Source organism: Paraburkholderia sp. EG286A (assembly GCF_040965375.1).
Taxonomy (GTDB): domain Bacteria; phylum Pseudomonadota; class Gammaproteobacteria; order Burkholderiales; family Burkholderiaceae; genus Paraburkholderia.
On the sequence record NZ_JBFRCB010000005.1, the window covers coordinates 717089 to 739636 of the forward strand.

Below are 22548 nucleotides of genomic sequence, written 5' to 3' on the forward strand. Positions count from 1 at the left end.
CCCATCCCCTCGCGTACCTGACTCGCCGCCCGGACAGGGTGGTGCCCATGACTTCCGGGACGCAAGGGCAGCCCAGTAATTTTCATGCTCCCCATTGCCGCGCGAGCGCTTGTCGATCAACGCTCGCGACGTCTTCGGCAATGCGGCGTCCGAATCCATGTCTCGCCAAATGATCAGGAATCTTGAATGGCCAAAGAAGAACTGCTGGAACTCGACGGTATCGTTGACGAAGTGCTGCCAGACAGCCGTTACCGCGTCACGCTTGACAATGGCGTGGTTGTAGGGGCGTACGCATCCGGGCGCATTCGCAAGAATCACATTCGCATCCTTGCGGGCGACCGGGTGACGCTGGAACTCTCGGTGTACGACCTGACGAAAGGACGAATCAATTTCCGGCACAAGGATGAGCGAAGCGGTCCCGCAACGCAAAGAACCGCATTTCGCCGTCGTTGATGGCGCGATACGCGACCGTCGGCTGTGATCCATACCTGTGACGCCGTTGCGTGCACTTCCACATCACGATTCGCCATTGCTGGCGGATCTCAACCAGGGAAAATAGTGACTACCGTAATTCTGAAACCCGACGAGCCCGTGGACGTTGCGTTACGCCGTTTCCGTCGCGCGATCGAGCGCACCGGCCTGATTCCGGAGCTTCGTGCCCGGACAGCCTATGAAAAACCTACCGCAGTACGCAAGCGCAAAAAGGCCGCTGCTGTGGCACGCCTGCGCAAGCAGATCAAACGCTCGTTGCCGCCGAAAAAGCGGTACTGACCGGGAACTGCCGGGCTTCCCGCGTAACCTCCGCTCGATCTCCGCATGGGAGGCTGCCGAGCCCAGGCAGGAAATGGCACGCCGGTCCTGGTGCTAGTCGTGTGGCCCGGCGACACTCTTGTTGATCAGGTCGAGGAGCCGGGACGCGGCGAAAGGCTTGCGCAGAAAGGCCCGAAATGCAGCCGGGTCAGGCGGCTCCGCGATGGCCGAGATGAGCACGACCGGGACCATCGAAAGCCGGGGGTCGTCAGCGAGTGCTCTGGCCAGTTCGAGACCATTCATGAGAGGCATCATGTAATCGGTGACGACTAGTTCTGGCGGTTGCGAACGCGCGAGCGCCAGCGCTTCTGCGCCATTGCGTGCCTGAGCCACCCGATGACCTTCAGACTCGATTAGCCAGACCAGGGCATCGAGCATGCGCGAATCGTCCTCTACCAGCAATATCGTGGCCACGTACCGCCCCTGCTTTTGCGTTTCAGGACGATCCTGAACCACCGGTGCAAAAGCCAACTCGCGTGTCCTTAAGTGCATACCATCGGCTTCCTATGCACGCAGTAGCGTCTGGCTGTCGATTCGAAGGTCTGGTTCGCTTGTCTGTCAAAAGCACGCGTTTTTTCAGCGTGCATCTGCGAAGGTTGGCTGTGGAGCATTTTTCATTCCCGCCCGACCTTCCGCGCCATCTGCACAGCAGGACATCAACTGGCCGCTTCAGCCTTTCGCCGCCAACCCCACATCGGGCTGGGCATCTAGCGCGGGCCATCACCGGATGCGCCGTCAAAGCGCACGCGCGCGGCATGGATGTCGGGATAACGACGATCGGCCCAATCGATGAGGGCCGCCATTGGGTCCAACAGGGATTGGCCTAGCGGAGCCAGACGATATTCGACGCTTGGTGGGCTGGTGGGAAAAACATGACGGGTGATGAGTCCGTCGCGCTCCAGATCGCGCAGTGTCTGGGTAAGCATGCGCTTGGAAATGTCCGGGATGGCCCGGTGAAGCTCACTGAAGCGCTGCGATCGCGTCGCGAGCTCCATGATCATAAGCATGCTCCATTTGTCGCCGATGCGGTCGAGCACGTCACGAATCGCGCAGTGTGCGGCCTGGGCGTCGGCCAGTTCACGTTGATATCGGCTGAATCTCTCGATCGCATTCTGGGCGGTGCTCATTCGGGTTCCCCTTAACTCTTCTGGTAACAAAAAACTGCCTCCTTCCGGCGCGAGGCATCGGTCTCTATGATAGACCTGCCCTCAAACAAAGACCGCTCCTCAGTTAGCCGCAACCGCAGCCGCAGAAGTGTTGGCGTTAGGGGCAATTCCAATTTCAGGAGAAGTACATGCTTTTGGTAATGGGAATTACGGGACGCGCAGGCGGCGCAACGGCCAAACATCTGTTGGCGCAAGGCCGGAAAGTACGAGCGCTGGTCCGCAATCGCGAGAAGGCGACGAATTGGGCGGATCAAGGTGTGGAACTCATCGACGGCGACTGGAATGATGCAGCCGCCGTAGACAGGGCGCTCGAAGGGGTCGACGGCGCATTTGTCATGCTGCCGGCTGTCTGGGCACCCTCGCCTGATTTCAGGGAAGCAAAGAGCGTGATCGCGACCTATGTCGAGGCGCTGACGAGGGCAGCGCCGCCGCGGGTGGTTGTGCTGTCGTCGATGGGTGCAAACAGAACCAGCGGGCTGGGAATGATCACGGCCCTGTCGCTTCTGGAGCAAGGACTGCGCCACCTGACACTGCCGATCGCCTATGTGCGAGCCGGCGGGTTTTTCGAAAACTTCCTTTACGGCCTGCACGTCGCCCAGGGCGGCACGCTACCCGTCTACTACAACCCGACGAGCCGGAAGTCGACCATGGTCGCGACCGACGATATCGGCGCCGGGGTGGCGACGCTGCTGACCGGGCCGGCGTGGTCCGGGCATCGCGTCGTCGAGCTTGGCTCGATGGTCAGCGCCGATGAAGTCGCGGCCCAACTGGGCGAAGTCTTGCAGCGCGACGTCAAGGCCTTTCCCATCCCTCGGGCCGGGTGGCCTGCAGCGTTCGAACAGTTCGGCGTCCCGAAGGGACAGACTGGACCCGCGGAAGCGATGTTCGATGCCGTCAACGCGGGCTGGATGGATCTCGGCGTCGCGGGTACGGAGCACATCGCGGGCACGACGTCTCTTCGTGATGTCTTTGCGGCGGCCCACAAGGCCACTACGGCATGAACAACGAAGATCGGCCGTCTCGTCGAACAGACGGCCGCACTGGTCCTCCGCTGCGCACTCAACAGAGAAGGTAGAACGCATGTCCAAGATTTCCTGGCGCCAGATATTACCTTTGGTTCTTGCCGCGTTTTTCGTCGTCGGATCGCTCAGCAACATCGTCGCCCCGCGATCCATCTTTGAGGAATACCTGAAGTGGGGATATCCGCACTGGTTCCATTTCGTGACTGGTTCGCTGGAACTCATGACGGCCCTTCTGCTCGCCCGAGCACGCACGAGGCTGTGGGGCGCGGCGCTCGGCTGCACCGTGATGTTGGCTGCGCTGGCAACCGTCGCAGTGCACGGCGAATACGAACACGCGGTGGCGCCACTTGTCGCGGCGACACTTTCGATTGTTGTCGGCTGGATTGCCTGGCGCGAGCGGCTCGCTACCGGTTCTTTGGCTCAGGCCTAAACCTTACGCGTCCTTCAAGAGCTACACAGCATGCCGGAAGTGCGTGTACCAGCCTCTGCAAAAGGCTGCCATCACCCTATTGGACCTAAGTCCTATTGCGCAACCCGCGAGTCTGCCAAATATTGTTGGCACGACCACGCACTGGGCGCCCGGTCCGGTCAAATCGATCTGGATTGCTGTATCGCCAGACGAAAAGGCTTCGCCTGCGGCGCCACAATCCTCGCCTCACTTTCCTGTGTGAATTCGACCTTAACCCTTGATGGAGGTGATCATGCACAGACGTTCTGTTTTGAAGACAGGTGCCGCAACGCTAACGATCACGGGACTGTCGTTGACCAGTTTCTGGGCGCCGGTGACTGCGGCCGTTGCCGCAGAGTCCAATGCAGCAAAGCGCCACGAAATCGACGCAAAGGTCAATGAAACACTGTCGCGGCTGTTCGAGACAGTCAGTGGCTCAAAGGAACTCGTCGGCAAGGCGAATGGCGTACTCGTATTCCCGTCTGTCATCAAGGCTGGTTTCGTCGCCGGGGGAGAATACGGCCAGGGCGCTTTGCGGATAGGCGGGAAAAGTGTCGGCTACTACAGCACGGCGGCGGCCTCATTCGGCTTGCAGGCAGGTGCGCAATCCAAGGCTGTCATCTTTCTGTTCATGACGCACGATGCGCTTAACAGCTTCCGCAACTCGAAAGGCTGGTCGGTCGGTGGCGAAGGATCGGTTGCGCTGGTGAAGGTCGGAGCGAATGGCCAGATTGATACGACTACGGCTACCGCGCCGGTTCAAGCCATTGTGATGACCAACGCCGGATTGATGGGCGACGTGTCACTGTCCGGCGCCAAGGTTTCGCGACTGAAAATCTGAAGTGGGTCTCGCCCCGGCGCGGGCAATCCGTGCTGCACGTACTTGAAATAGACGCACGGATAGCCCGTCTCCCTCGCATGCTCTTGAATCCCAATGTCGGCTCGACTCCAGGCGTTCGGCAAACGCTGGAACAAGCGACGCCCGTGTCATGCTCATGCTCGCCACGACGGTGCTCGCACAAATCGGCACCTTCATCCCCACCGAGCGCGTGTTCAGCCCGGACTGCAAGCGGCACGCCGCAGAAGGGACTCCTTATTCGTGATCTGAAGCCGACATCCGCTGTGGCTGGAGGCGTTTGTAGACTCGCGGCAAAGCCCCTGCATGATCAACCGTACCGGCGTGACGGCGCGTCACCGTGGTGGCTTCGACAGCTTCCTGGAAGCTCAGGTCGGCCAGGTCCTGCCCGGACGATAACCATCGGCAATTTCCACCTCTTTCAGGCCGAGCGCCCTGGCGACCTCCTTCTTCGTGGCGAACCGGGCGGTAACGTGAAATTTCGTGGTGCTCTGGCGCATTCGCCCGATACCATAGGCACCCTTCTCGTTTTCCTTGACGATGATGTCCGCGGGATGAGCGGCTTCCCCGCGGAAGTCTTCCGACTCAAAATCGACATGCTGACGATTTTTGATGTTGGTTTCGGCAGTTCGGTCGAGATCGTAGGCCACTAACCAGGCGTTACCGGAAATTGCCTGCCCAGGCCGATAGGACTGTTCAAGGTCAAACACCCACAGCGCTGCCCCGTTATGCGACATGAGCTTTTCCTTCACCGCGGTGAGTGCGTGCTGCCTCGGAATCCAGCGAAACAAGCTCCACGTTTTTGTCGCCATGAACGTCTCCACGGGTGTTGTCGGACTCAAAGCATCTGTCGCGACCGGGTATCAGGTGCTTATTAGAACAGTTCGCTAGCCGGTTTATTCCGTGCGTCTGCAGGTTGGCTTGCTGCCATTCGCAAACCAGTATCGGCAGCTGGTTGCAGAGGTACAACGGTCGTATTGTCCGTGAAATGGCGCACGGCGCCTTAGTGTCATTCTCACGGCGAGACTCCGAACAGCTGGAGGACCACGCCACGCAACCAGCGATTCCCGGCCTCGTGATGATACCGGGCATGCCAATGTTGTCGGACTGCGAAACCATCCACGGGGACCGGGCACGAATGTACTGCCAGATCGTTGGCCTGCGCGAGGATTTCGCCAATATGACGAGGCAGCGTAGCGATCAGATCGGTCGTCTTGACGATCGTGCCGAGTCCCAGGAAACCGGGCAGCTGCAGCACGACGTCACGCTCGATCCGCTCGCGCGCCAGCGCCTGTTCGAGCAGTTGCGCACCCGTGCCCGATTCGATGGCGACATGCCCCGCCGCGCGGTACTGCTTCAAACCGAGCCGCGCGCGAACGCGCGGATGGTGCCGGTTCGTCAGACATACCCAATCCTGTTGATAAAGCTGCTGCTGGTAGATGCCGCCACTTAGCCAGGGCACATAGCCAATAGCCAGATCGGCCTCGCCCGACTCCAGCGCCCGTTCCGTATTGCCGTCGATTCCCGCTGCCTCGAGCCGGATGCCGGGCGCCTGGGCGCGTACATGCGCGAGCAGTCTCGGCAGCAGCGTGATGTGGCTTGCGTCCGTCATGCAGATGCGAAAGCGCCGCTGCGCGGTCGCAGGATCGAACGTGATCTCCCACGCGACGAAGCGCCTGAGCGATTCGAGAATCTCGCGGCAAGGCCCGATCAGCGCATCGGCCTGCGGCGTTGGCGCCATGCCGCCGGGGGTGCGGATAAAAAGCGGGTCCTGCAGATACTCACGCAGCCGCCCGAGCCAGATGCTGATGGTGGGCTGGCTTTGCCCCAGTTGCTCGGCAACGCGCGTGACGCTGCGCGTGTCATACAGAAGGTCGAAGAGCTGCAGCAGCTTCAGGTCGGGTAAATCGGGCAGCATCATGGCTTAGCAGGCATTATTGTAAGTCGCAATGACGTCATTGTAGTCATTGCATTGCCGATATGAGCGGCCACTCCTATCGTGTGCCTACACGTCAAGGAGAAGACCTGTGAAGATTGCAATTCTCGGCGCCGGCGCACTAGGCTGCGCGATCGGCGCCGCGCTCACGGAAGGCGGCCACGAAACCTGGCTGCTGGACCGTTCGCCCGTCCATGTCGAAACGATGCGCCGCGACGGTCTGCTGGTCGACGACGCCAACGGCACGCGACGTATCGCCGTGCGCGCTGCGACCCAGGCGAGCGAAGTCGGCACAGCCGACGTGGTGATCGTGCTGGTCAAGTCCTTCCACACCGATGCGGCGATGCGCGGAGCACTCGCGCTGATCGGGCCCGAAACGCTCGTGCTGTCTCTTCAAAACGGACTCGGGCACGAAGACGTGCTCGCCGATATCGTGGGCCGCGAGCGCGTGCTGGCAGGCAAGACGTATGTCGGCGGCGTATTGCGCGGTCCGGGGCGTATTCAGTCTGGCGTCACCGGCAAGGCGACCTACATCGGCGAACTCGATGGCCAGATCACGCCTCGTGTGCAGGCGATCGCCGAGGCCTTCAACGCAGCGGGGCTGCAGACCATAGTCAGCGACAACATCATGGGCACGATGTGGGACAAGCTGCTCGTCAACGTCGCTACGGGCGCGATTACCGGCATTACGCGCCTCACTTACGGCCAGCTCTATGACGAGCCGCTACTGAAAGCGACGGCTCTCGCGGCCGTATCCGAGGCAATCGCGGCAGCCCAGGCGGCCGGCATCAGGCTCTCGATGACGGACCCCGAGCAGGCCTGGACACTCGCGGCCGAAGGTCTCTTTCCGGCGTTCAAGACGTCGATGCTGCAAAGCCTCGAAAAAGGCTCGGTCACCGAGATCGATTTCATCAACGGTTCGGTGGTGGGCTGGGGACAACGGCTCGGCGTGCCGACGCCCGTCAACGCGACGCTGGTGGCCTGCATCAAGGGTATCGAGCGCGCGATGGCGGATGAAGCGCGCAAGGAGACAACCGCATGAACGGCTCGAAGGCTTACCTGGAGCATGTCGCGATCTGGGTGAAGGACATCCGGTGGCATATCCGCTTCTTCGAAGACGTGCTCGGCATGACCATGCGCGAAGTCGACGGCACCGTCGATGCTCCGCGCCAGTATTGGACGCTCGGCGGTCTTCAGTTCATTCATGCGCCGCAACACGATGGCCCCGAAGGGCGCCTCGCGCATCTGGGCGTCATGTGCGAAGACCTCGAAGCCGCTTTGGCAGCGGCCCATGCCTATGACGTCAGCGAAATGCCGCAAGGGCGCAACTGGCTGCGTCTGCCCGACGGCCTCGCCGTCGAACTGATTCAAGCCAAACCCGCGTCCTGTGTCGCGCGGGCGCTGACCATCAACCCGCGCGCGGAGGCGTGAGCATGACGATCATCGAGAAGTTCTGGGACGACGCCCGCGAAGGCGACGAGTGCGTGAGCCCGAGCTACACCGTGACGAAGGAACGAATCCGCGCTTACGCCGAACTCACGGGCGACCATACGCCCGTGCATGTGGACGAGGCGTACGCCAAAGCGAGCCACTTCGGCTGCCTCGTCGCGCATGGGCTTTTCGGGCTGTCGATTGCCGACGGCCTCAAGACACAGAGCGACTATCGCTTTCTGCCCGGTATGTCGCTCGGGTGGACGTGGGATTTCCTGCTGGCTGTCAAGGTCGACGATGTGTTGCACGTGAAGTTTCGCGTCGGCGCCATGCGGCCGAGCAACAGCCGCCCCGGCTGGGGCATCGTCGTGCTGCCCTCCGAACTGATCAATCAGGATAACCAGGTGGTTCAGCGCGGCGAACATCGTCTGATGGTGCCGCGTCGGCCGGGAGCGTACTGATGCAGGGCCGTCCTCTCGAAGGCATTCGCGTTGTCGACTATAGCCACTTCCTCGCCGGTCCCTACGTGGGCCGCTGTCTCGCGGCGCTCGGCGCCGAAGTCATCAAGGTCGAGCGTCCGGGCGGCGGTGACGCAGGACGCCAGCACGCGACCGTGCTGGACGACCAGCAAAGCGGCTATTTCCTGCAGCTGAACATGGGCAAGCGCGGCGTGAGCGTCAACATGAAAGATGCGCGCGGCAAGGAGTTCATGCGCCGCTTGTGCGATTCGGCGGATGTGTTCGTCGAGAACTACCGTCCCGGCGCGCTGGACAAGCTCGGACTGGGCTATGTCGAGTTATCCGCGCGCAATCCGGGCCTCGTCTATTGTTCGATTTCCGCATACGGCCATACGGGCCCCGACGCGCATCGCGCCGGATTCGGCCTGATCGCGGAGGCGAAGAGCGGCATCATGCAGATGGTGGGCACGCCGGGCGAGCCGCCGCCGCTGCTACGCATTTCGCTCGGCGACATGTACACGGGCATTCACGCGGTGGCGGCGATCAACGCGGCGCTGCTCGGACGCGTGAAGAGCGGCCGCGGCCAGCACATCGACATGGCGCTCTACGACACGCTCGTTTCGATGCACGAATACGCGGTGCAGTGCTACACGCTTCGCGGCGTACTGCCGGAGCAGACGGGGCACGACATGCCGACCTCGACGCTCTATGGCGTGTTTCGCGCCGCGGACGGCGACCTCGTGATCGCGGCACAGGTCGACGACGCGTGGAAGCGCCTCGCCGCGCTGATCGAAACGCACGGCGGGCCCGCCGGATTCGGCAGCGATATGCGCTTTTACGACAGCGTCGGCCGCAACGTGCACCGGCAGGCGATTCTGTCTGTCGTGCAGCCGTGGGTCGCCGCGCGGCCCGTCGCGCAGGTGCTCGAACTGCTCGATGGCATCGATGTGCCTTGCGCAAAGGTGCAGCGCATCGACGAGGTGCTCGACGATCCGCAGATCCAGGCGCGCGGCATGGTGGTCGAGCAGCATCACCCGCGCTATGGAACGCTGCGTTTGCCCAACCTGCCTTTCCGCTTTTCCGATTGCGACACGACCATTCGCGACCTCGCGCCGGATCTTGGGCAGCACAACACGGAGGTCGCGCAATCGCTCGGTTTTTCCGCTGCCGAGATCGACACGATGCAATGCGAAGGCGTTCTCTACTCGAAGTGAGCCACCATGACTGACCCGTATGCAGTGATCGGCCACCCGATCGGACACACGAAATCTCCGTTGATTCACGGCCTGTTTGCCGAAGCGACGCAACAGGCGATGTCCTACGTCGCAATCGAAGGTCCGCTCGACCCTGAAGATGGCTTCGCAAAGGCCGTGCGCCAGTTCGCTGCGGATGGCGGCAAGGGCATGAACGTCACCGCGCCCTTCAAGCTCAAGGCCTTCGCGCTCGCCGACGAGCGCAGCGAGCGCGCGACTCTGGCAGGTGCCGCCAATGCGCTCAAGTTCGAGAACGGCCGGATCATTGCCGAGAATTTCGACGGCATTGGCTTGTTGCGCGATATCGAAGTCAATCTCGGCGTCCCGCTTGCCGGCAAACGCGTGCTGATGCTCGGCGCGGGCGGCGCAGCGCGCGGCGCGCTGCTGCCGTTTCTCGCCGCGGGTCCTGCCGAACTGGTCGTCGCCAATCGCGATGTGTCCAAAGGCGAGGCACTGGTCGTCCAGGTCGGCTCGCGCGGTTCGGGCTTACGCGCCTGCGGCTATGGTGATCTCGCGACGCAAGGCCGCTTCGACCTTGTGGTCAACGCGACGTCCGCAAGCTTGACGGGCGACCTGCCACCCGTCCCTCCGGGCGTGTTCAGCCCGGATGGCATTGCCTACGAGCTTGTGTACGGAAAGCGGCTCACGCCGTTCCTGCGGCTCGCGCGCAACGCGGGCGTACACGGTGTCGCCGACGGCGTGGGCATGCTGGTCGAACAGGCCGCCGAAGCGTTTGCATGGTGGCGCGGCGTGCGACCGTTGACGGCCGCGGTCATCGACCGTCTCATCGTGCCGCTCGACTGAGTGTGCAAAGGAGAAAAGCGCAACCCGGCGCACTATGGAACAGTGACGCTCGCCGACTTCGATGCCAGGCTATCGACCCGCCTTAGTGGACTCCCAGGTCTGACTGAAGCCTTCGCAACTTCGATGGGGTGACATTGAATTCGCGCTTGAACCAATGTATGAGATGTGAGCTGTCTGTAAAACCGCACTCGTATGCGATCTGCGTAATCGACCGGTCGCTGTTGACCACCATCCATTTTGCGGCATTCAGGCGCATGCCCCTCCAATACTGAAGGGGCGCGACACGCAGATGCTTCCTGAAAAGTCGGGTAAGTTCTCGCTCGGTTGTCCCGATTGCCTGTGCAATGCCCGCAATCGAACCTGGCTCAAATGTTCGTTGCCTCATCAAGCCGACTGCGTTCACGACCCGCCGGTCCGGGCAATGCAGGCCGATCTCCGAGTCGTCCTTCATAGCCTGTATTTCCTCGAATCCCCGATCGGCCATCAAATAGTGAAGTGCCTTGTGCGATCGCGTATTTCCACAGTGGGTCGTAACCAGGTGCATTGCAAGGTTGATCGCCGCAAGACCGCCCGGACATGTAATGAATCCGCCGTCCGCTACGACAGGGGCATCCGTCACAGCGATGACGTCCGGAAAGTTGTTCTGCATCGCTTGCGTGAGCGAGAAGTGAACAGCGCATCGCTTTCCGGCCAGATATCCCAGTTCGGCAAGAACGAATTGACCTGTGCATAGCCCGACGACGGGAACGCGTGCTGCAACGCAGGATTGTATAAATCGGTAAAGCTCGTCGGGGATCGGCTCCGCACTATGAAGCAGACCGCCGTGCACCACAACGTAGTCATATTCGGACGGATCGCCGAAGAGTCTGGTCGGCATCATCGCAAAACCGCAACTCGATCGAATGGGCGACATCTCGTGAGACAGAAGGTCCCACGCGCAGTAGATTTGCCTGCTGAAGTCCGACTCGTCCGCCGACAATCGCAGAAACTCGACAAAGCACGAAAGCGACATCAGGGTGAAGTCCGGAGTCGGTGCGATGCCGATTCTGAGCGGCGCACCGACCTCTGGCGCGGACTTGCCCGGTCGCAGAAAAGAGTAATCGCCCCGCATGGGTTGCCTCCATTGCCGTGCCATCGATTGTCCGAAACGTACAATTTTTTTTGACTGCGGGCAATTATAGTTTTCCGCATCAACACGCAAACGGCATGGAGGCGCCACCTTGAAGATCACGAAAATCTCTCTCTACCAGGTCGACCTACCTCTGAAGGAGGGTTCCTATAGCTGGTCGACGTTTTCGTTCGCGTCGTTCGACTCAACCGTGGTCATCGTCGAAACGGACTCCGGGCTCACCGGTGTTGGCGAGATTTGCCCGCTTGGACCGGCCTATCTGCCCGCCTATGCGGAAGGCGCTCGCGCAGGCCTCATCAAGATTGCGGAGGGCCTGGTCGGGGAAGACCCGTGCCAGATTGGTCGGATCAATGTTCGCATGGACGAACTTCTCAAAGGTCATCCGTATGTGAAGTCGGCGCTGGATATGGCGTGCTGGGACATCCTCGGGAAGGCGACCAGCCAGCCGGTCTACAACCTGCTTGGCGGGCGTCTTCAAGACGCGGTCAAGCTCTTCAAGGTGGTGAGTCGGCAGGACCCCGATGCGATGGCACAAAAAATCCGGGAGTATCAGGACCAGGGCTTCAAACAGTTCCAGATGAAGGTCGGTGCGGGTCCAGATTCGGATATCGAGCGAATCCGCAAGGTGTCGGCTGAACTGCGCCCCGGCAACGTCCTGGCGGCAGATGCGAACACCGGGTGGCGGCAGCACGAAGCGCTGCGCGTTGTCAAAGCCATTCGGGACGTCGATATCTACCTCGAACAGCCGTGCCCCAGCTATGAGGAATGCCTCACGGTCAGGCAGCATACGGATCATCCAATGATCCTCGACGAATGCATGGAAGACATTCGCTTGCTGATGCGTGGCTGCCAGGACCGCGCGATGGACGTGGTCAATCTCAAGGTGAGTCGCGTAGGCGGTCTGACGAAGGCCAGGCAATTTCGCGATCTCGCCGTCACCATGGGAATTTCGCTGACAATCGAAGACTCGTGGGGCGGAGAAATTGCGACTGCCGCGCTTTGCCACCTCGCGCACTCGACGCCATCCGGTTTTCACTTCCAGTCGTCGGCGTTCCACGAGTACCACAGCATCACTGTCGCTTCGGGGGGACCCGAACTGAACGACGGCTACATGGCCGTCTCGGCTCAGCCGGGTCTCGGCGTCTCACCAGGAATGGATGTTCTTGGTGATCCTGTTGCCGTCATCGGTCAATCGGCTTGATCAGGACCGCGCACGCGGTGAAGCGCTCGATCGTCTTCGCAATCGAGTGCTCACTCTCACCACCGCTGGATAGAAAGAGGTTTTCGACCGTGAGTTCAAGAACCGGACTTTCGCAAAGACAGAGGATGTGACCAGATGAGCGCAGTGATGTTGTCCGCGCGCGATATTCGTTCAGTCATGACGTGGGAGCGCGCAATCGAGGCACTTCGTGACGGTCACCGCGGAGCGCGGCCTCGCACTGAGGATCTGCTCCTTCAAAGCGGCCCGTTCAGCGTGTTTTCTCGAGGCGTCGTGCTACCCGGCCATGGGGCGGGCGTCAAGGTCTGTTCCATCTTTCCTCCAAATGCCCATAGAGAACCACCGCTGCCGACCGAGGACGCCATCTTCGTGGTGATCGACGAAGACAAGAAGTCCATCTCGTGCATACTCGATGGCCCGGAAGTCACGCGCTGGAAGACCGCAGCAGACTCGGCGCTGGCATCGTCAATATTGTCCGCCAACGACAGTAAGACCCTGCTCGTAATCGGAGCAGGACCTATCTCGCTCGCGCTGGCGCAGGCGCATGTCCATGTCAGGCCATCCATCGAGCGGATCGTGCTGTGGAACCGTACTCCGCAGAAGCTTGGTAGCGTCGCTCAATCATTGATGCCACTTGGCCGGACGATCGACGTGGTCACGGATGTCGACGACGCAGTATCACAGGCCGATATCGTCTCCGCGGCCACTTGCACCGTCAGTCCGATCATCAAGGGTCGGTTCCTGAAGCCCGGCGCACATGTCGATCTGGTCGGCGGATACCGGCCCGACATGCGCGAGGCCGATGACGACGTGATTGAGCAATCTGACGTTTTCGTCGACTTCAGAGCGACGGCAGTCGAGGCTGGAGACATCATGCAAGCCATTGCCAACGGCTCGCTGACGCCAGGCGATATCAAGGGCGATCTTTTCGAAATGGTTCGGGCCGCGCCAAAACGAAGCGGAATGGCGACCATGTTCAAGAACGCGGGGGGAGCGCACCTGGACCTCCTCATCGCGTTGGCGGCCGCCAAAGAACTGGGCGCCAGTGTATAAGTGCAGATCCGAAGGCTCCGTTTGCCATGCCATGTATCGGCAGGTTTGATACTGTTCCACCCGGACTTTGATTTCCAGGAATCGTACGGTATCCTCGGCGTCGCCTGGCACACCGCAAGGAAGCGGTCAAAAGCTTCGATATCTCAAGCCTTCTCGTAATGTCGATCGACGGTCACAGTGTTATGCGAGAGCGGAGAAATACGTCAACCAGGACCTCGATACCGAGACCTGGACGATGGTTAGAACGAGTAATTCTTGAGACTCATTTTCCTCGTGTCCAGAGAATGGCGTGAGACGACGAATTACCTGCGATCTGGCCGCTTCCGTTGACCCCGACACCTTCGCTGAAGTTGTCTCCCGGAAGGGTTCCCAGGTCAGTCATCGTTCCGTGTTCAGACAGAAACGCGTGCGGCAAGTACGGACAGCATCCGGTATCCGACTCGCCAACTATCTGACCGGAATTGTTGATCCCGAAAGCATTGCTATTGTTGCGACCAGGGAGCGTGCCCAGATCGGTCATCACCCCGTTTTCAAACAGAAATCCGTGCACGTCCCCGTTTGCGACGGACGAAATGCCGATCACCTGGCCGCGCTCATTGATCCCCTGAGCATGGCTGAGCCCTCCACCGGAAAGCGTGCCCAGGTCCGTCATGACACCATGTTCGAACAGGAACGCGTGAGCATATCCGCTTGCGTTCGATGAGTAGCCGACCACCTGGCCGAGGTTGTTGATCCCTAAAGCGCCGCTATCGCTGCCACCGGCAAACGTGCCGAGGTCGATCACGACTCCGTTTTCAAACAGGGCGGCGTGCACATACCCGCGTAGATTGGTCGCGTAACCCACCACCTGGCCGCGTTCGTTGATCCCGGCAGCTGCGCTGAAGTTGCCACCGGGGAGCGTACCCAGGTCAGTCATCACCCCGTGATCGAACAGGAAGGCGTGCTGGTCCCCTCGCGCCGTATTCGAGGTACCGGCCACCTGGCCGCGATTGTTGACCGCGGTGGCCGTGCTGGAGCTGCCACCCGGGAGTGTGCCCAGGTCGTGAACCTCGCCGTTCTCAAACAGAACGGCGTGCGTGGCCCCGGCTGCGGTTATCGAGTAACCGACTACCTGGCCGCGTTCGTTGATTCCGAGGGCGTTGCTGTAGTCGCCACCGGGGAGCGCGCCGAGATCCTTGATGGCGAAGCCCTGTCCCGCGGCAGGCTGGAATGCGGCGATCGCCAGCATGGCTAGCGCGATCAAGGCACAACGAACATGGTTCGCAATGCAACCTACCTTCCATGTGGAGTACATGGCGATCCCCTTGCCGCATATCGTGTCGTGACGAGATACCCGGTCGTAGCCGCCTCAAAATTCATTTTGAAGCAGAAACGAGTAAAAATAGTATGGCACTACTGATCGTTTTGTCTGTAGCGCAGAGCAAGCCGCGAATCCATCGGTAAGCGTGCGCGCCCGTGATCGGCTTATGCACCAATGCCGGCATGAACGTCGACACGCATTCGACGAATGCGCGTCACAGCGAAATCTCGACGACTGCGAAGATCGATAGAAAATCGAGTCCCCTGGAACGGGCTCGCGATGTATGCCATTAGCGCATCTGTCATGGATCACTGTGATCGACGACGAGAACGCCCGTTGTCCACTATGCGTGTTGTGGATCAGAAAAATGTCTGAAGATAGAGGCTACGGACCACTCTAGTCTATGGAATGCTTTTGTTCAACTTGTTAAATGGTGGCGCAGATCGCTCGCAAGTGAGCGCGTGACCCCGCCGAACATGAGGCCCTGAACGGAGAAAATTTCCAGGCACGACACTTCATGCACCGAATCCGGCATTGCAGATTCCCATGTCGGAAAAGCACGGCAGCCGAACCTTTCAAGCCCGGCATTGCGGCAAGGGACTCCGTCATCGCTGACGTGTGAGGCGGTCAGGCGACGACGCCCCGGCACCGTGGCATAACAGGACAAACAGCATGGTTGCCCAGTGAACGTGCGTCGGCTTGCCTACGTACGCTCGAGAGTGCGCACGAGACGATTTCCCACCCCATGACGGCCAGGTACAGGCCTGCCAATAACGGGTAATCCGTCGGGAGCTGCTGCGCATGCTGGTGCGTGTGCGAACTGGTCGACAGAAGCCGGAACGGCTCGCTAACGCGTCAGGTAAGGACTCTCATGGCCCGGCTCATAGGGCCGCGCCTTGATCTCCATGCGCGCAATGCTCTGGAGATGCACCTCGTCCGGGCCATCGGCGAACTTCAATGCACGCCCCCAGGTCCAGCTGTCCGCCAGCGGCGTGTCGGGGCTCAGCCCCATCGCGCCGAAGGTCTGGATCGCGCGCTCGCATACGGCGGTATGCACGCCCGGCACGAGCGCCTTGATCATGGCGATTTCCTTGCGCGCCTCCTTCGCACCCACGTTGTCGATCATCCAGGCCGCCTTCAGCACGAAGAGCCTTGCCTGATCGATTTCGATACGCGACTTCGCAATCCACTCGCCAACGGAGCCGTGCTGATAGAGCTTCTTGCCGAACGCCGTGCGCGCCTGTGCGCGCTCGATCATCAGTTCGAGCGCCAGTTCGGCGGCGCCAATCGAACGCATGCAATGGTGAATGCGGCCCGGTCCGAGACGCGCCTGGGCGAGCGCGAAACCGCTGCCTTCTTCGCCGAGCAGGTTCGAGCGCGGCACGCGCACACCCTTGAATTCGATCTCGCAGTGGCCTTCGGGGGCCGTGTGATTGACCACGGTGATATTGCGGATGATCGTCACGCCTGGCGTATCGCGCGGCACGAGAATCATGCTTTGCTGACTGTGCGCGGGCGCGTCCGGGTCCGTCTTGCCCATGACGATGAACAACTGGCAGTTCGGGTGCGCCGCGTTCGTGATGAACCATTTGCGGCCGTCGATCACATAGTCGTCGCCGTCGAGTCGAATCGACGTGGTGATATTGGTCGCGTCCGACGACGCCACTGCGGGCTCCGTCATCGCAAACGCCGAACGGATCTTGCCGTCGAGCAGCGGCTCGAGCCACTTCTTGCGCTGCGCGGGCGTCGCGAACATATGGAGTAGTTCCATGTTGCCCGTGTCCGGCGCATTGCAGTTGAACACCTCGGAGGCCCACGACACGCGCCCCATGATCTCGGCCAGCGGTGCGTACTCGAGATTGGTCAGCCGCGTGCCCGGTTCGTCGTCGCGCAGATGCGGCAGAAACAGGTTCCAGAGGCCTTCCGCACGCGCCTTCTCCTTCAGGTCTTCCATGAAGGAAACGGGATACTGCCCCGCGCTCACTTCTTCGTGCCATTGGTGGATGCGCGGCACGATATGCGTGTCCATGAACACGCGCAACTGCGTGCACAGCGCTTCGACTTTCGGGCTATAGGCAAAGTCCATCTCGCTCTTCCTTGAATCGGGGTGAATGTCGTGCGGCGCGCGGGTCCATGACGCGCGCCGCTCCCATCGTCAAACCGTCAGGCCGCCGTCCACGACGATGCACTCGCCGTTGGTGTAGCTCGCCGCGCCGGAGACGAGATAGAGCACGGTGCCGGCCATCTCGCGAGGCTCCGCATGGCGGCGCAGCGGTATCTTCGTCATCCAGCTTTCATACAGGGCCTGGTCTTCGAACAGGGCCCCGGCGAATTTCGTCTTGGTGAGGCCCGGCAGCAGCGCGTTCACGCGGATGCCGAACGGTCCGCACTCCTTGGCAAATGCCCGCGTCATGTTGACCACGGCGGCCTTGGTGATCGAATAGATGCCCTGCTTGTCGCCGGGCTGCAGCGCATTGACGGAAGCCGTGTTGACGATCGCACCGCCGCCGTGCTCGCGCATCAGCTTGCCCGCCTCGACCGACATGAAGAAGTAGCCACGCAGATTGACCTCCACCGTCTTTTCGAACGACGACAGATCGGTGTCGAGAATGTGGCCGAAATACGGATTCGCCGCCGCGTTATTCACGAGGATGTCCAGCCGGCCATGTTTCGAGCGGACGTGCTGGAAAACGCCTTGAATGTCGTCGAGACGCCCCACGTGGCACGGATACGCCTCGGCGCTGCCGCCCGCTTCCCGGATGCCGCGCGCCACGGTCTCGCAGTCGTCGAGCTTGCGGCTCGACACGATCACATGGGCGCCCTGTTCCGCGAGCAGCTTCGCGATCTCTTCGCCGATGCCACGGCTCGCGCCGGTGACCAATGCAATCTTTCCGCCCAGATCGAACAAATCAGTAGTCACAACTGTCTCCTCAATGTAGTCGCGTGTCCGCGTCAAATGCCTGGCGTCAGATGACGTCCACACCCATCTTCGCGAGCGCACCGGCCATTTCACCGACCTGGCGCGCCTTCTCATGCGATGCGTTGCCCCCCAGCGCACGTTTCTTCACACCCTGCGCGATGGCGGCCAGCCGGAAGAAGCTGAACGCCAGGTAAAAATTCCAGTGCTCGATCGGCCCGATTCCCCGCAAGCGGCAATACCGCTCGACGATCGCGGCCTCGTCCGGCGCGCCAAGCGCCGCCCTGTCCAGCCCCGCGAGACCACCGATATGGCCTTTGGGCGGCAGCCGCAGGCACATGCAGAAGTACGCGAGGTCGGCGAGCGGATTGCCGAGCGTGGAGAGTTCCCAGTCGAGCACGGCGCGAACCTTCGGCGTGCCGCGGTGGAAGATCAGGTTATCGATGCGAAAGTCGCCGTGCACGAGCGAAGGCTTGCCCGCTTCGGCCGGACAGTGCGCCGGCAGCCAGGCGATCAGCGCTTCCATGGCGTCGAGTTCGTCGGTCTGCGCCGCGCGATATTGCTTCGTCCAGACTTCGATCTGCCGTGAGAAGTAGTTGCCCGCGCGGCCGTAGTCGGCGAGGCCAACGGCCTCGACATCCACATCGTGCAGGGCCGCCATCGTGCCGATCAGCGCGTCGTACACAGCGCCGCGCTCTTCAACGGGCAACGCGGGCAACGAAGGGGCCCAATAGATTTCGCCTTCTTCGAAGCTCATCACGTAGAACAGGCTGCCGATCACGTCGCGGTCCTCGCAAAGATGCAAGGCCCGCGCAACAGGAACCGGTGTATCGCCGAGCGCGCTCAGCACGCGGAATTCGCGGTCCACCGCATGCGCGGACTTGAGCAGTTCGCCGGGCGGCTGACGCCGCAGCACATAGCGGCCGCTTTTCGCTTCGAGCAGAAACGTGGGGTTCGACTGTCCGCCAGCGAACTTCTCGACGACCATCGGCCCCTGAAAGCCGGGCACGTGCGCGGCCAGATAGCGCGCGAGTGCATCGACATCGAACTGAAGACTTGCATTCATCATGGAGCGGGAATCCGGATTCGAATCAGCCATAGGTGACGTGATCGCGCCTCCCGGCCGGTTCGAGATGCGGCAGGGTGTTGAAGGTGACCAGCGACATGGCGCTGTCGTTGAAGACGTACTGGCTCACGCTGCTGTTGCGGATCTGCATGTTGAGCGCGATGGCGGCCGCAGCCGGCGCCTGCAGAACCTGCTGGGTGAACACCGCGATCGGTCCGCCCGAACTCACCACCAGAATGCGCTTGCCGCCGCTGCGCTGAATGGCGAGACGCGCACGCTCGCAGCGCGCCTGGAACTGCCCCCAGGTCTCGGGAACGCGGCCCGGCAGCTTATCTTCGGACCAGAGCTGCAAGACCTGCTTGAGCCCCTTGAAGAAGTGCTTCATCGAGCCTTCGGCGAGCAGGCCGGGCGCCAGACCGCTCTCGCCGAGCGCGGAAAAGAGGCCGTGAAAATCGTACTCGTTCAGATCCGCGTCCTGCACGATTTCCGCCGGCGTGCCGCCCATCGCGGTGAGCAAAGCGTCGGCGGTCTGCGCGTGCCGCCGCATCGTGCCGGTCACGACACGATCGAACGTCAGCCCTGCCTGCGCGCAATATTCGCCCAGCCAGCGCGACTGGGTGACGCCGCAAGCTGAAAGCTCGTCATAGTTTTCGGCGCCGAACGACGCCTGCCCGTGCCGTACCAGGAAGAGTTCCGCCATGCCAACCTCATCTGAACATGACGGCAACGATACTGGCACACGGGCTATTCAGGAAATTTATTCTGGTGATACTGCGCCATAACGATTCGTGACACCTACGGTCGCTGCTTGCGCATGAGACGGCCAATCTGCTCGCGCAGCCAGCGATGCGCCGGATCGGCCGTGACGCTGCGGTGCCAGTAGCCATGCGTCTCGAGATCGGGGAGATCGAACGGCAGCGCCAGGATGCGTGCGTCATAGCGCTTGAGCAACATGAGCGGCGCAGTCAGGGCGAGATCGGTGCGCATCGCGATCAAGGGCGCGACGAGATAGTGCTGAACGCGGGTCTGGATGGTGCGGCGGAGTCCCAGCTTGTTGAGTTCGGCATCGACGAGACCGGGTCCCTGCCGGCGGCTGGACACATGAATATGGCCGAAGCGCAGGTAGTCGTCGATCGTGAGCTTCTTCTTCGCGAACGGATGGCCCTGGCGCAGCATGCACGCATAACGGTCGCGGCCCATCGGCTCCTGCTCCAGGTACGGATCGTCGATGAGCGGCGCGTCGATCGCCAGATGGACCGCGCCGCTCGCCAGCGCTTCGGGAACGTCGCGGCGCGTCGTGAAGTAGCTCTCGATGCGGATGCCCGGCGCAAGACGCTGCAACACCTCTTCCAGCGCAGGCAGCAGCATGGTCTCGGTCAGGTCGTTCATGCTGAGCCGGAAGGTTCGCTGCGACGAGGCCGGATCGAAGCGTTCACCGGCGTGGGTGCTCGAATCGAGCAACTGCAGCGCCTCGCGCACGCGCCCAATGATGTTTTCGGAAACCGGCGTGGGCATCATGCCGGCCGGCGTGCTCACGAACAACGGATCGTCGAATGCCTTGCGCATGCGCGCGAGCGCGTTGCTCACGGCGGGCTGCGTGATGAACAGCAACTCCGCCGCGCGCGTGAGGTTGCGCGTTCGATAGACGGCCTCGAACACGACGAAGAGATTCAGATCGACTTTGGATGGGCGCATGGCCCGAGCCTAACCGGCCCATCGCAATGCCGTCAATCGAGCGCGGATCGCGTCGTCTCGAACGTCAGTCCGCATACCCCGGACAGGCTCGATCGAGCCGGCGCAGCAGTCCGGGCCAGACGAGCGCCCCTGGCATGACGCCGCGCGTCACCGCCACGATCTGCTGCTTGAAGCCGTCGAGAATCGGCTGCGCGATTGGCGTCAGCTTTGTGCCGCCCGACTGCGCGCGCACCTGGATCATGCAGGCCGCCTCGAAGAAGTACATCGCGACAAAGGCGTCCGCCGGCGTGCTGCCGACAGTCAGCAGTCCGTGGTTACGCAACATCAGATACGTCTTGTCACCGAGGTCTCGAACCAGACGCGGCTTTTCGGCTTCGTTCAGGGCAAGGCCCTCGTAGTCGTGGTAACCGAGCGACGCCAACACCCCGAGCGACTGCTGCGAGAGCGGCAGCAGTCCCGCCTCCTGGGCCGACACGGCAACGCCGTTGATCGAATGGGTGTGCATCACGCAGTGCGCGTCGTCACGTGCTGCATGCACGGCGCTGTGAATCGTGAAGCCGGCCGGATTGATGTCGTACGGCGACTCGCTGACCTTGCGGCCGTCGAGGTCGATCTTCACCAGCGAGGACGCCGTGATTTCCTCGAACATCATGCCGTACGGGTTGATCAGGAAATGATGCTCCGGGCCGGGCACGCGCGCCGAGATATGGGTAAACACCAGATCGTCCCAGCCGAACAGCGCGGTGAGGCGATAAGCAGCTGCCAGATTGACGCGCGCCTCCCATTCGGCGGGTGACACGTCGTTCTTGACATTGACACAGGGTGAAGCCATGTCGACGCTCCTTGGTTGGGTTTGGTGAACTCCAGAGAGTCCTCATGATGCGTGCGGACTCACCGAAAGATTGTCGGCCAGGCGACAACTCCATTCAACCGCGGCTGGCACATGCCATTCGATAGCGCTCGTTTAAGGCATCGCCTTGCGATCCCAGGGCGGTTCGTCGCCAAACGTCTCCGCGAGGTAATCGACGAACCGGTGCACCTTGAGCGGTATGCGCCGCACGCCCGGATACACCGCCTGAATCGCCAGCTCGGTCGCGCGATAGTCCGGCAGCAGCGCCACCAGTTCGCCGCGCCCGAGGTGCTCGCCGAACACGAAGGTCGGACCATAGGCGATGCCGGCTCCGGCCAGCGCGGCACCGAGCAGCATCTGCGTATTGCTGGCCGCCAGCCGGCACGGTCCGTCGATGACGTGTGCGCGGCTGCTCGCGTCGAGCAGGGTCCAGTCGCCGGCCGAGACGGCCTCGCTGAAGGCGAGGCGCTGCGCGCGCCGCAGGTCGTCGGGAGTGCGCGGGGTGCCATGGCGCTCGAGATACGCGGGCGACGCACACACGACCATCCGGCACGGTGCCAGCCGGCGCGTCACGAGCCCCGGGTGCTGCAGCCGTCCGATCCGGATCGCGACATCGACGCCCGCATCGATGAGGTCCACATAGCGGTCCCCGAGCAGCACTTCCACGTTCACGTGCGGATGGTCCTCCAGATAGCGCGCGACGACCCCGCCCAGATGCATCGCGCCGAACGTCACCGGCGCGGCGACGCGCAGCACGCCGCGCGCCGTGAGCTGGGAATCGCTTGCCTCCCGGTTCGCTTCGTCGAACGCTTCGAGAATCCGCTTGCAGCGCTCGTAATAGGTGTGGCCGACATCGGTCAGGCTCAGGCGCCGCGTCGTTCGCTGGAGCAGCCGCGCATTCAGTTCGGCCTCGATTGCGCTCACGTGCTTGCCGGCCATCGCGGCCGACAGCCCGAAGCGCCGCGCCGCCGCGGCGAGGCTGCCCTCCTCTACGGCGGCGACAAAGACGCCGAGACTCGTCAGTCGGTCCATTGCATCCTCCGATTCGATAATTGAATTATCGACTGACCACACTGGAACGGCAATTATCAAACCCACGGCTTGAATCTACCATGCATCCATCACCCAACCGGGA

At 61.8% G+C, this 22548-nt stretch carries 25 protein-coding genes; 12 read left to right on the forward strand and 13 right to left on the reverse strand.

What is annotated here, in order from left to right:
- The first annotated feature begins 186 nt into the window (after positions 1-186).
- Complete coding sequence (infA, locus tag AB4Y35_RS26385) at positions 187-453, forward strand: translation initiation factor IF-1 (protein ID WP_342922662.1); 267 nt, start codon at positions 187-189, stop codon at positions 451-453.
- 105 nt (positions 454-558) lie between these two features.
- The gene (gene rpsU / locus AB4Y35_RS26390; protein WP_158761989.1) at positions 559-771 is read left to right on the forward strand and encodes a 30S ribosomal protein S21; all 213 of its coding nucleotides are present in this window, start codon (positions 559-561) and stop codon (positions 769-771) included.
- A gap of 93 nt (positions 772-864) precedes the next feature.
- On the opposite strand, the gene AB4Y35_RS26395 is transcribed toward rpsU, so the two are convergent.
- Both AB4Y35_RS26395 and AB4Y35_RS26400 read right to left on the reverse strand, forming a co-directional pair.
- Complete coding sequence (locus AB4Y35_RS26395; RefSeq protein ID WP_368706643.1) at positions 865-1281, reverse strand: response regulator; 417 nt, start codon at positions 1279-1281, stop codon at positions 865-867.
- A gap of 236 nt (positions 1282-1517) precedes the next feature.
- On the reverse strand, positions 1518-1937 hold the full coding sequence (locus AB4Y35_RS26400; protein WP_368694284.1) for a winged helix-turn-helix transcriptional regulator: 420 nt from the start codon (positions 1935-1937) through the stop codon (positions 1518-1520).
- Between the two features lie 167 nt (positions 1938-2104).
- Here AB4Y35_RS26400 and AB4Y35_RS26405 point away from each other — a divergent pair, with 167 nt between their 5' ends.
- From AB4Y35_RS26405 to AB4Y35_RS26415, 3 genes are all read left to right on the forward strand, one after another.
- Positions 2105-2977: an NmrA family NAD(P)-binding protein gene (locus AB4Y35_RS26405; protein ID WP_368706644.1), complete on the forward strand. Its 873-nt coding sequence runs from the start codon at positions 2105-2107 to the stop codon at positions 2975-2977.
- Between the two features lie 79 nt (positions 2978-3056).
- On the forward strand, positions 3057-3428 hold the full coding sequence (locus tag AB4Y35_RS26410) for a DoxX family protein (RefSeq protein ID WP_368706645.1): 372 nt from the start codon (positions 3057-3059) through the stop codon (positions 3426-3428).
- Between the two features lie 271 nt (positions 3429-3699).
- Positions 3700-4287 (forward strand): YSC84-related protein, encoded by a 588-nt coding sequence (locus AB4Y35_RS26415; RefSeq protein WP_368706646.1) that lies wholly within the window; start codon positions 3700-3702, stop codon positions 4285-4287.
- 383 nt (positions 4288-4670) lie between these two features.
- Here the strand turns inward: AB4Y35_RS26415 and AB4Y35_RS26420 are convergent, their stop codons facing one another.
- Both AB4Y35_RS26420 and AB4Y35_RS26425 read right to left on the reverse strand, forming a co-directional pair.
- Positions 4671-5114: a hypothetical protein gene (locus AB4Y35_RS26420; protein WP_368706647.1), complete on the reverse strand. Its 444-nt coding sequence runs from the start codon at positions 5112-5114 to the stop codon at positions 4671-4673.
- 203 nt (positions 5115-5317) lie between these two features.
- Positions 5318-6223, reverse strand: a complete 906-nt coding sequence (locus tag AB4Y35_RS26425) for a LysR family transcriptional regulator (protein ID WP_368706648.1) — start codon at positions 6221-6223, stop codon at positions 5318-5320.
- A 106-nt stretch (positions 6224-6329) separates the two neighbouring features.
- On the opposite strand from AB4Y35_RS26425, the gene AB4Y35_RS26430 reads away from it, so the two are divergent.
- The 5 genes from AB4Y35_RS26430 to aroE are packed head-to-tail and all read left to right on the forward strand — an operon-like array spanning position 6330 to position 10184.
- Positions 6330-7280 carry a ketopantoate reductase family protein gene (locus AB4Y35_RS26430; RefSeq protein ID WP_368706649.1) on the forward strand — a complete coding sequence of 317 codons (951 nt, stop codon included), beginning with the start codon at positions 6330-6332 and terminating at the stop codon, positions 7278-7280.
- Complete coding sequence (locus tag AB4Y35_RS26435; RefSeq protein WP_368706650.1) at positions 7277-7669, forward strand: VOC family protein; 393 nt, start codon at positions 7277-7279, stop codon at positions 7667-7669. Before AB4Y35_RS26430 ends, AB4Y35_RS26435 begins: the two co-directional genes overlap by 4 nt.
- 2 nt (positions 7670-7671) lie before the next feature.
- Positions 7672-8130 carry a MaoC family dehydratase gene (locus AB4Y35_RS26440; protein WP_368706651.1) on the forward strand — a complete coding sequence of 153 codons (459 nt, stop codon included), beginning with the start codon at positions 7672-7674 and terminating at the stop codon, positions 8128-8130.
- On the forward strand, positions 8130-9341 hold the full coding sequence (locus AB4Y35_RS26445) for a CaiB/BaiF CoA transferase family protein (protein WP_368706652.1): 1212 nt from the start codon (positions 8130-8132) through the stop codon (positions 9339-9341). The genes AB4Y35_RS26440 and AB4Y35_RS26445 overlap by 1 nt, the downstream gene beginning before the upstream one ends.
- Before the next feature lie 6 nt (positions 9342-9347).
- Positions 9348-10184, forward strand: coding sequence for a shikimate dehydrogenase (gene aroE, locus AB4Y35_RS26450; RefSeq protein ID WP_368706653.1), 837 nt, complete (start codon positions 9348-9350; stop codon positions 10182-10184).
- Positions 10185-10266: 82 nt separating this feature from the next.
- On the opposite strand, the gene AB4Y35_RS26455 is transcribed toward aroE, so the two are convergent.
- Positions 10267-11415: a GlxA family transcriptional regulator gene (locus tag AB4Y35_RS26455; RefSeq protein ID WP_368706654.1), complete on the reverse strand. Its 1149-nt coding sequence runs from the start codon at positions 11413-11415 to the stop codon at positions 10267-10269.
- Between AB4Y35_RS26455 and AB4Y35_RS26460 the strand changes: the two genes are divergently transcribed.
- The gene (locus AB4Y35_RS26460) at positions 11405-12514 is read left to right on the forward strand and encodes a cis-3-hydroxy-L-proline dehydratase (RefSeq protein WP_368706655.1); all 1110 of its coding nucleotides are present in this window, start codon (positions 11405-11407) and stop codon (positions 12512-12514) included. The two genes, AB4Y35_RS26455 and AB4Y35_RS26460, sit on opposite strands and share 11 nt — an antisense overlap.
- A 135-nt stretch (positions 12515-12649) precedes the next feature.
- Positions 12650-13585 (forward strand): ornithine cyclodeaminase family protein, encoded by a 936-nt coding sequence (locus AB4Y35_RS26465; protein WP_368706656.1) that lies wholly within the window; start codon positions 12650-12652, stop codon positions 13583-13585.
- Between the two features lie 262 nt (positions 13586-13847).
- Here the strand turns inward: AB4Y35_RS26465 and AB4Y35_RS26470 are convergent, their stop codons facing one another.
- The 8 genes from AB4Y35_RS26470 to AB4Y35_RS26505 form a co-directional block, all read right to left on the reverse strand.
- Positions 13848-14813, reverse strand: a complete 966-nt coding sequence (locus tag AB4Y35_RS26470; protein WP_368706657.1) for an HAF repeat-containing protein — start codon at positions 14811-14813, stop codon at positions 13848-13850.
- Positions 14814-15732: 919 nt separating this feature from the next.
- Positions 15733-16971: an acyl-CoA dehydrogenase family protein gene (locus AB4Y35_RS26475; protein WP_368706658.1), complete on the reverse strand. Its 1239-nt coding sequence runs from the start codon at positions 16969-16971 to the stop codon at positions 15733-15735.
- Positions 16972-17040: 69 nt separating this feature from the next.
- Positions 17041-17805, reverse strand: coding sequence for an SDR family oxidoreductase (locus AB4Y35_RS26480; RefSeq protein WP_368706659.1), 765 nt, complete (start codon positions 17803-17805; stop codon positions 17041-17043).
- A gap of 46 nt (positions 17806-17851) precedes the next feature.
- On the reverse strand, positions 17852-18871 hold the full coding sequence (locus AB4Y35_RS26485; protein WP_368706660.1) for a phosphotransferase: 1020 nt from the start codon (positions 18869-18871) through the stop codon (positions 17852-17854).
- 22 nt (positions 18872-18893) lie between these two features.
- Positions 18894-19568: a histidine phosphatase family protein gene (locus AB4Y35_RS26490; protein WP_368706661.1), complete on the reverse strand. Its 675-nt coding sequence runs from the start codon at positions 19566-19568 to the stop codon at positions 18894-18896.
- A 95-nt stretch (positions 19569-19663) separates the two neighbouring features.
- Entirely contained in the window at positions 19664-20563 is a 900-nt protein-coding gene (locus tag AB4Y35_RS26495) for a LysR family transcriptional regulator (RefSeq protein ID WP_368706662.1), read from the reverse strand.
- Positions 20564-20627: 64 nt separating this feature from the next.
- Positions 20628-21395, reverse strand: a complete 768-nt coding sequence (locus AB4Y35_RS26500; protein ID WP_368706663.1) for a class II aldolase/adducin family protein — start codon at positions 21393-21395, stop codon at positions 20628-20630.
- A gap of 132 nt (positions 21396-21527) precedes the next feature.
- The gene (locus tag AB4Y35_RS26505) at positions 21528-22445 is read right to left on the reverse strand and encodes a LysR family transcriptional regulator (RefSeq protein WP_368706664.1); all 918 of its coding nucleotides are present in this window, start codon (positions 22443-22445) and stop codon (positions 21528-21530) included.
- Between the last annotated feature and the right edge of the window lie 103 nt (positions 22446-22548).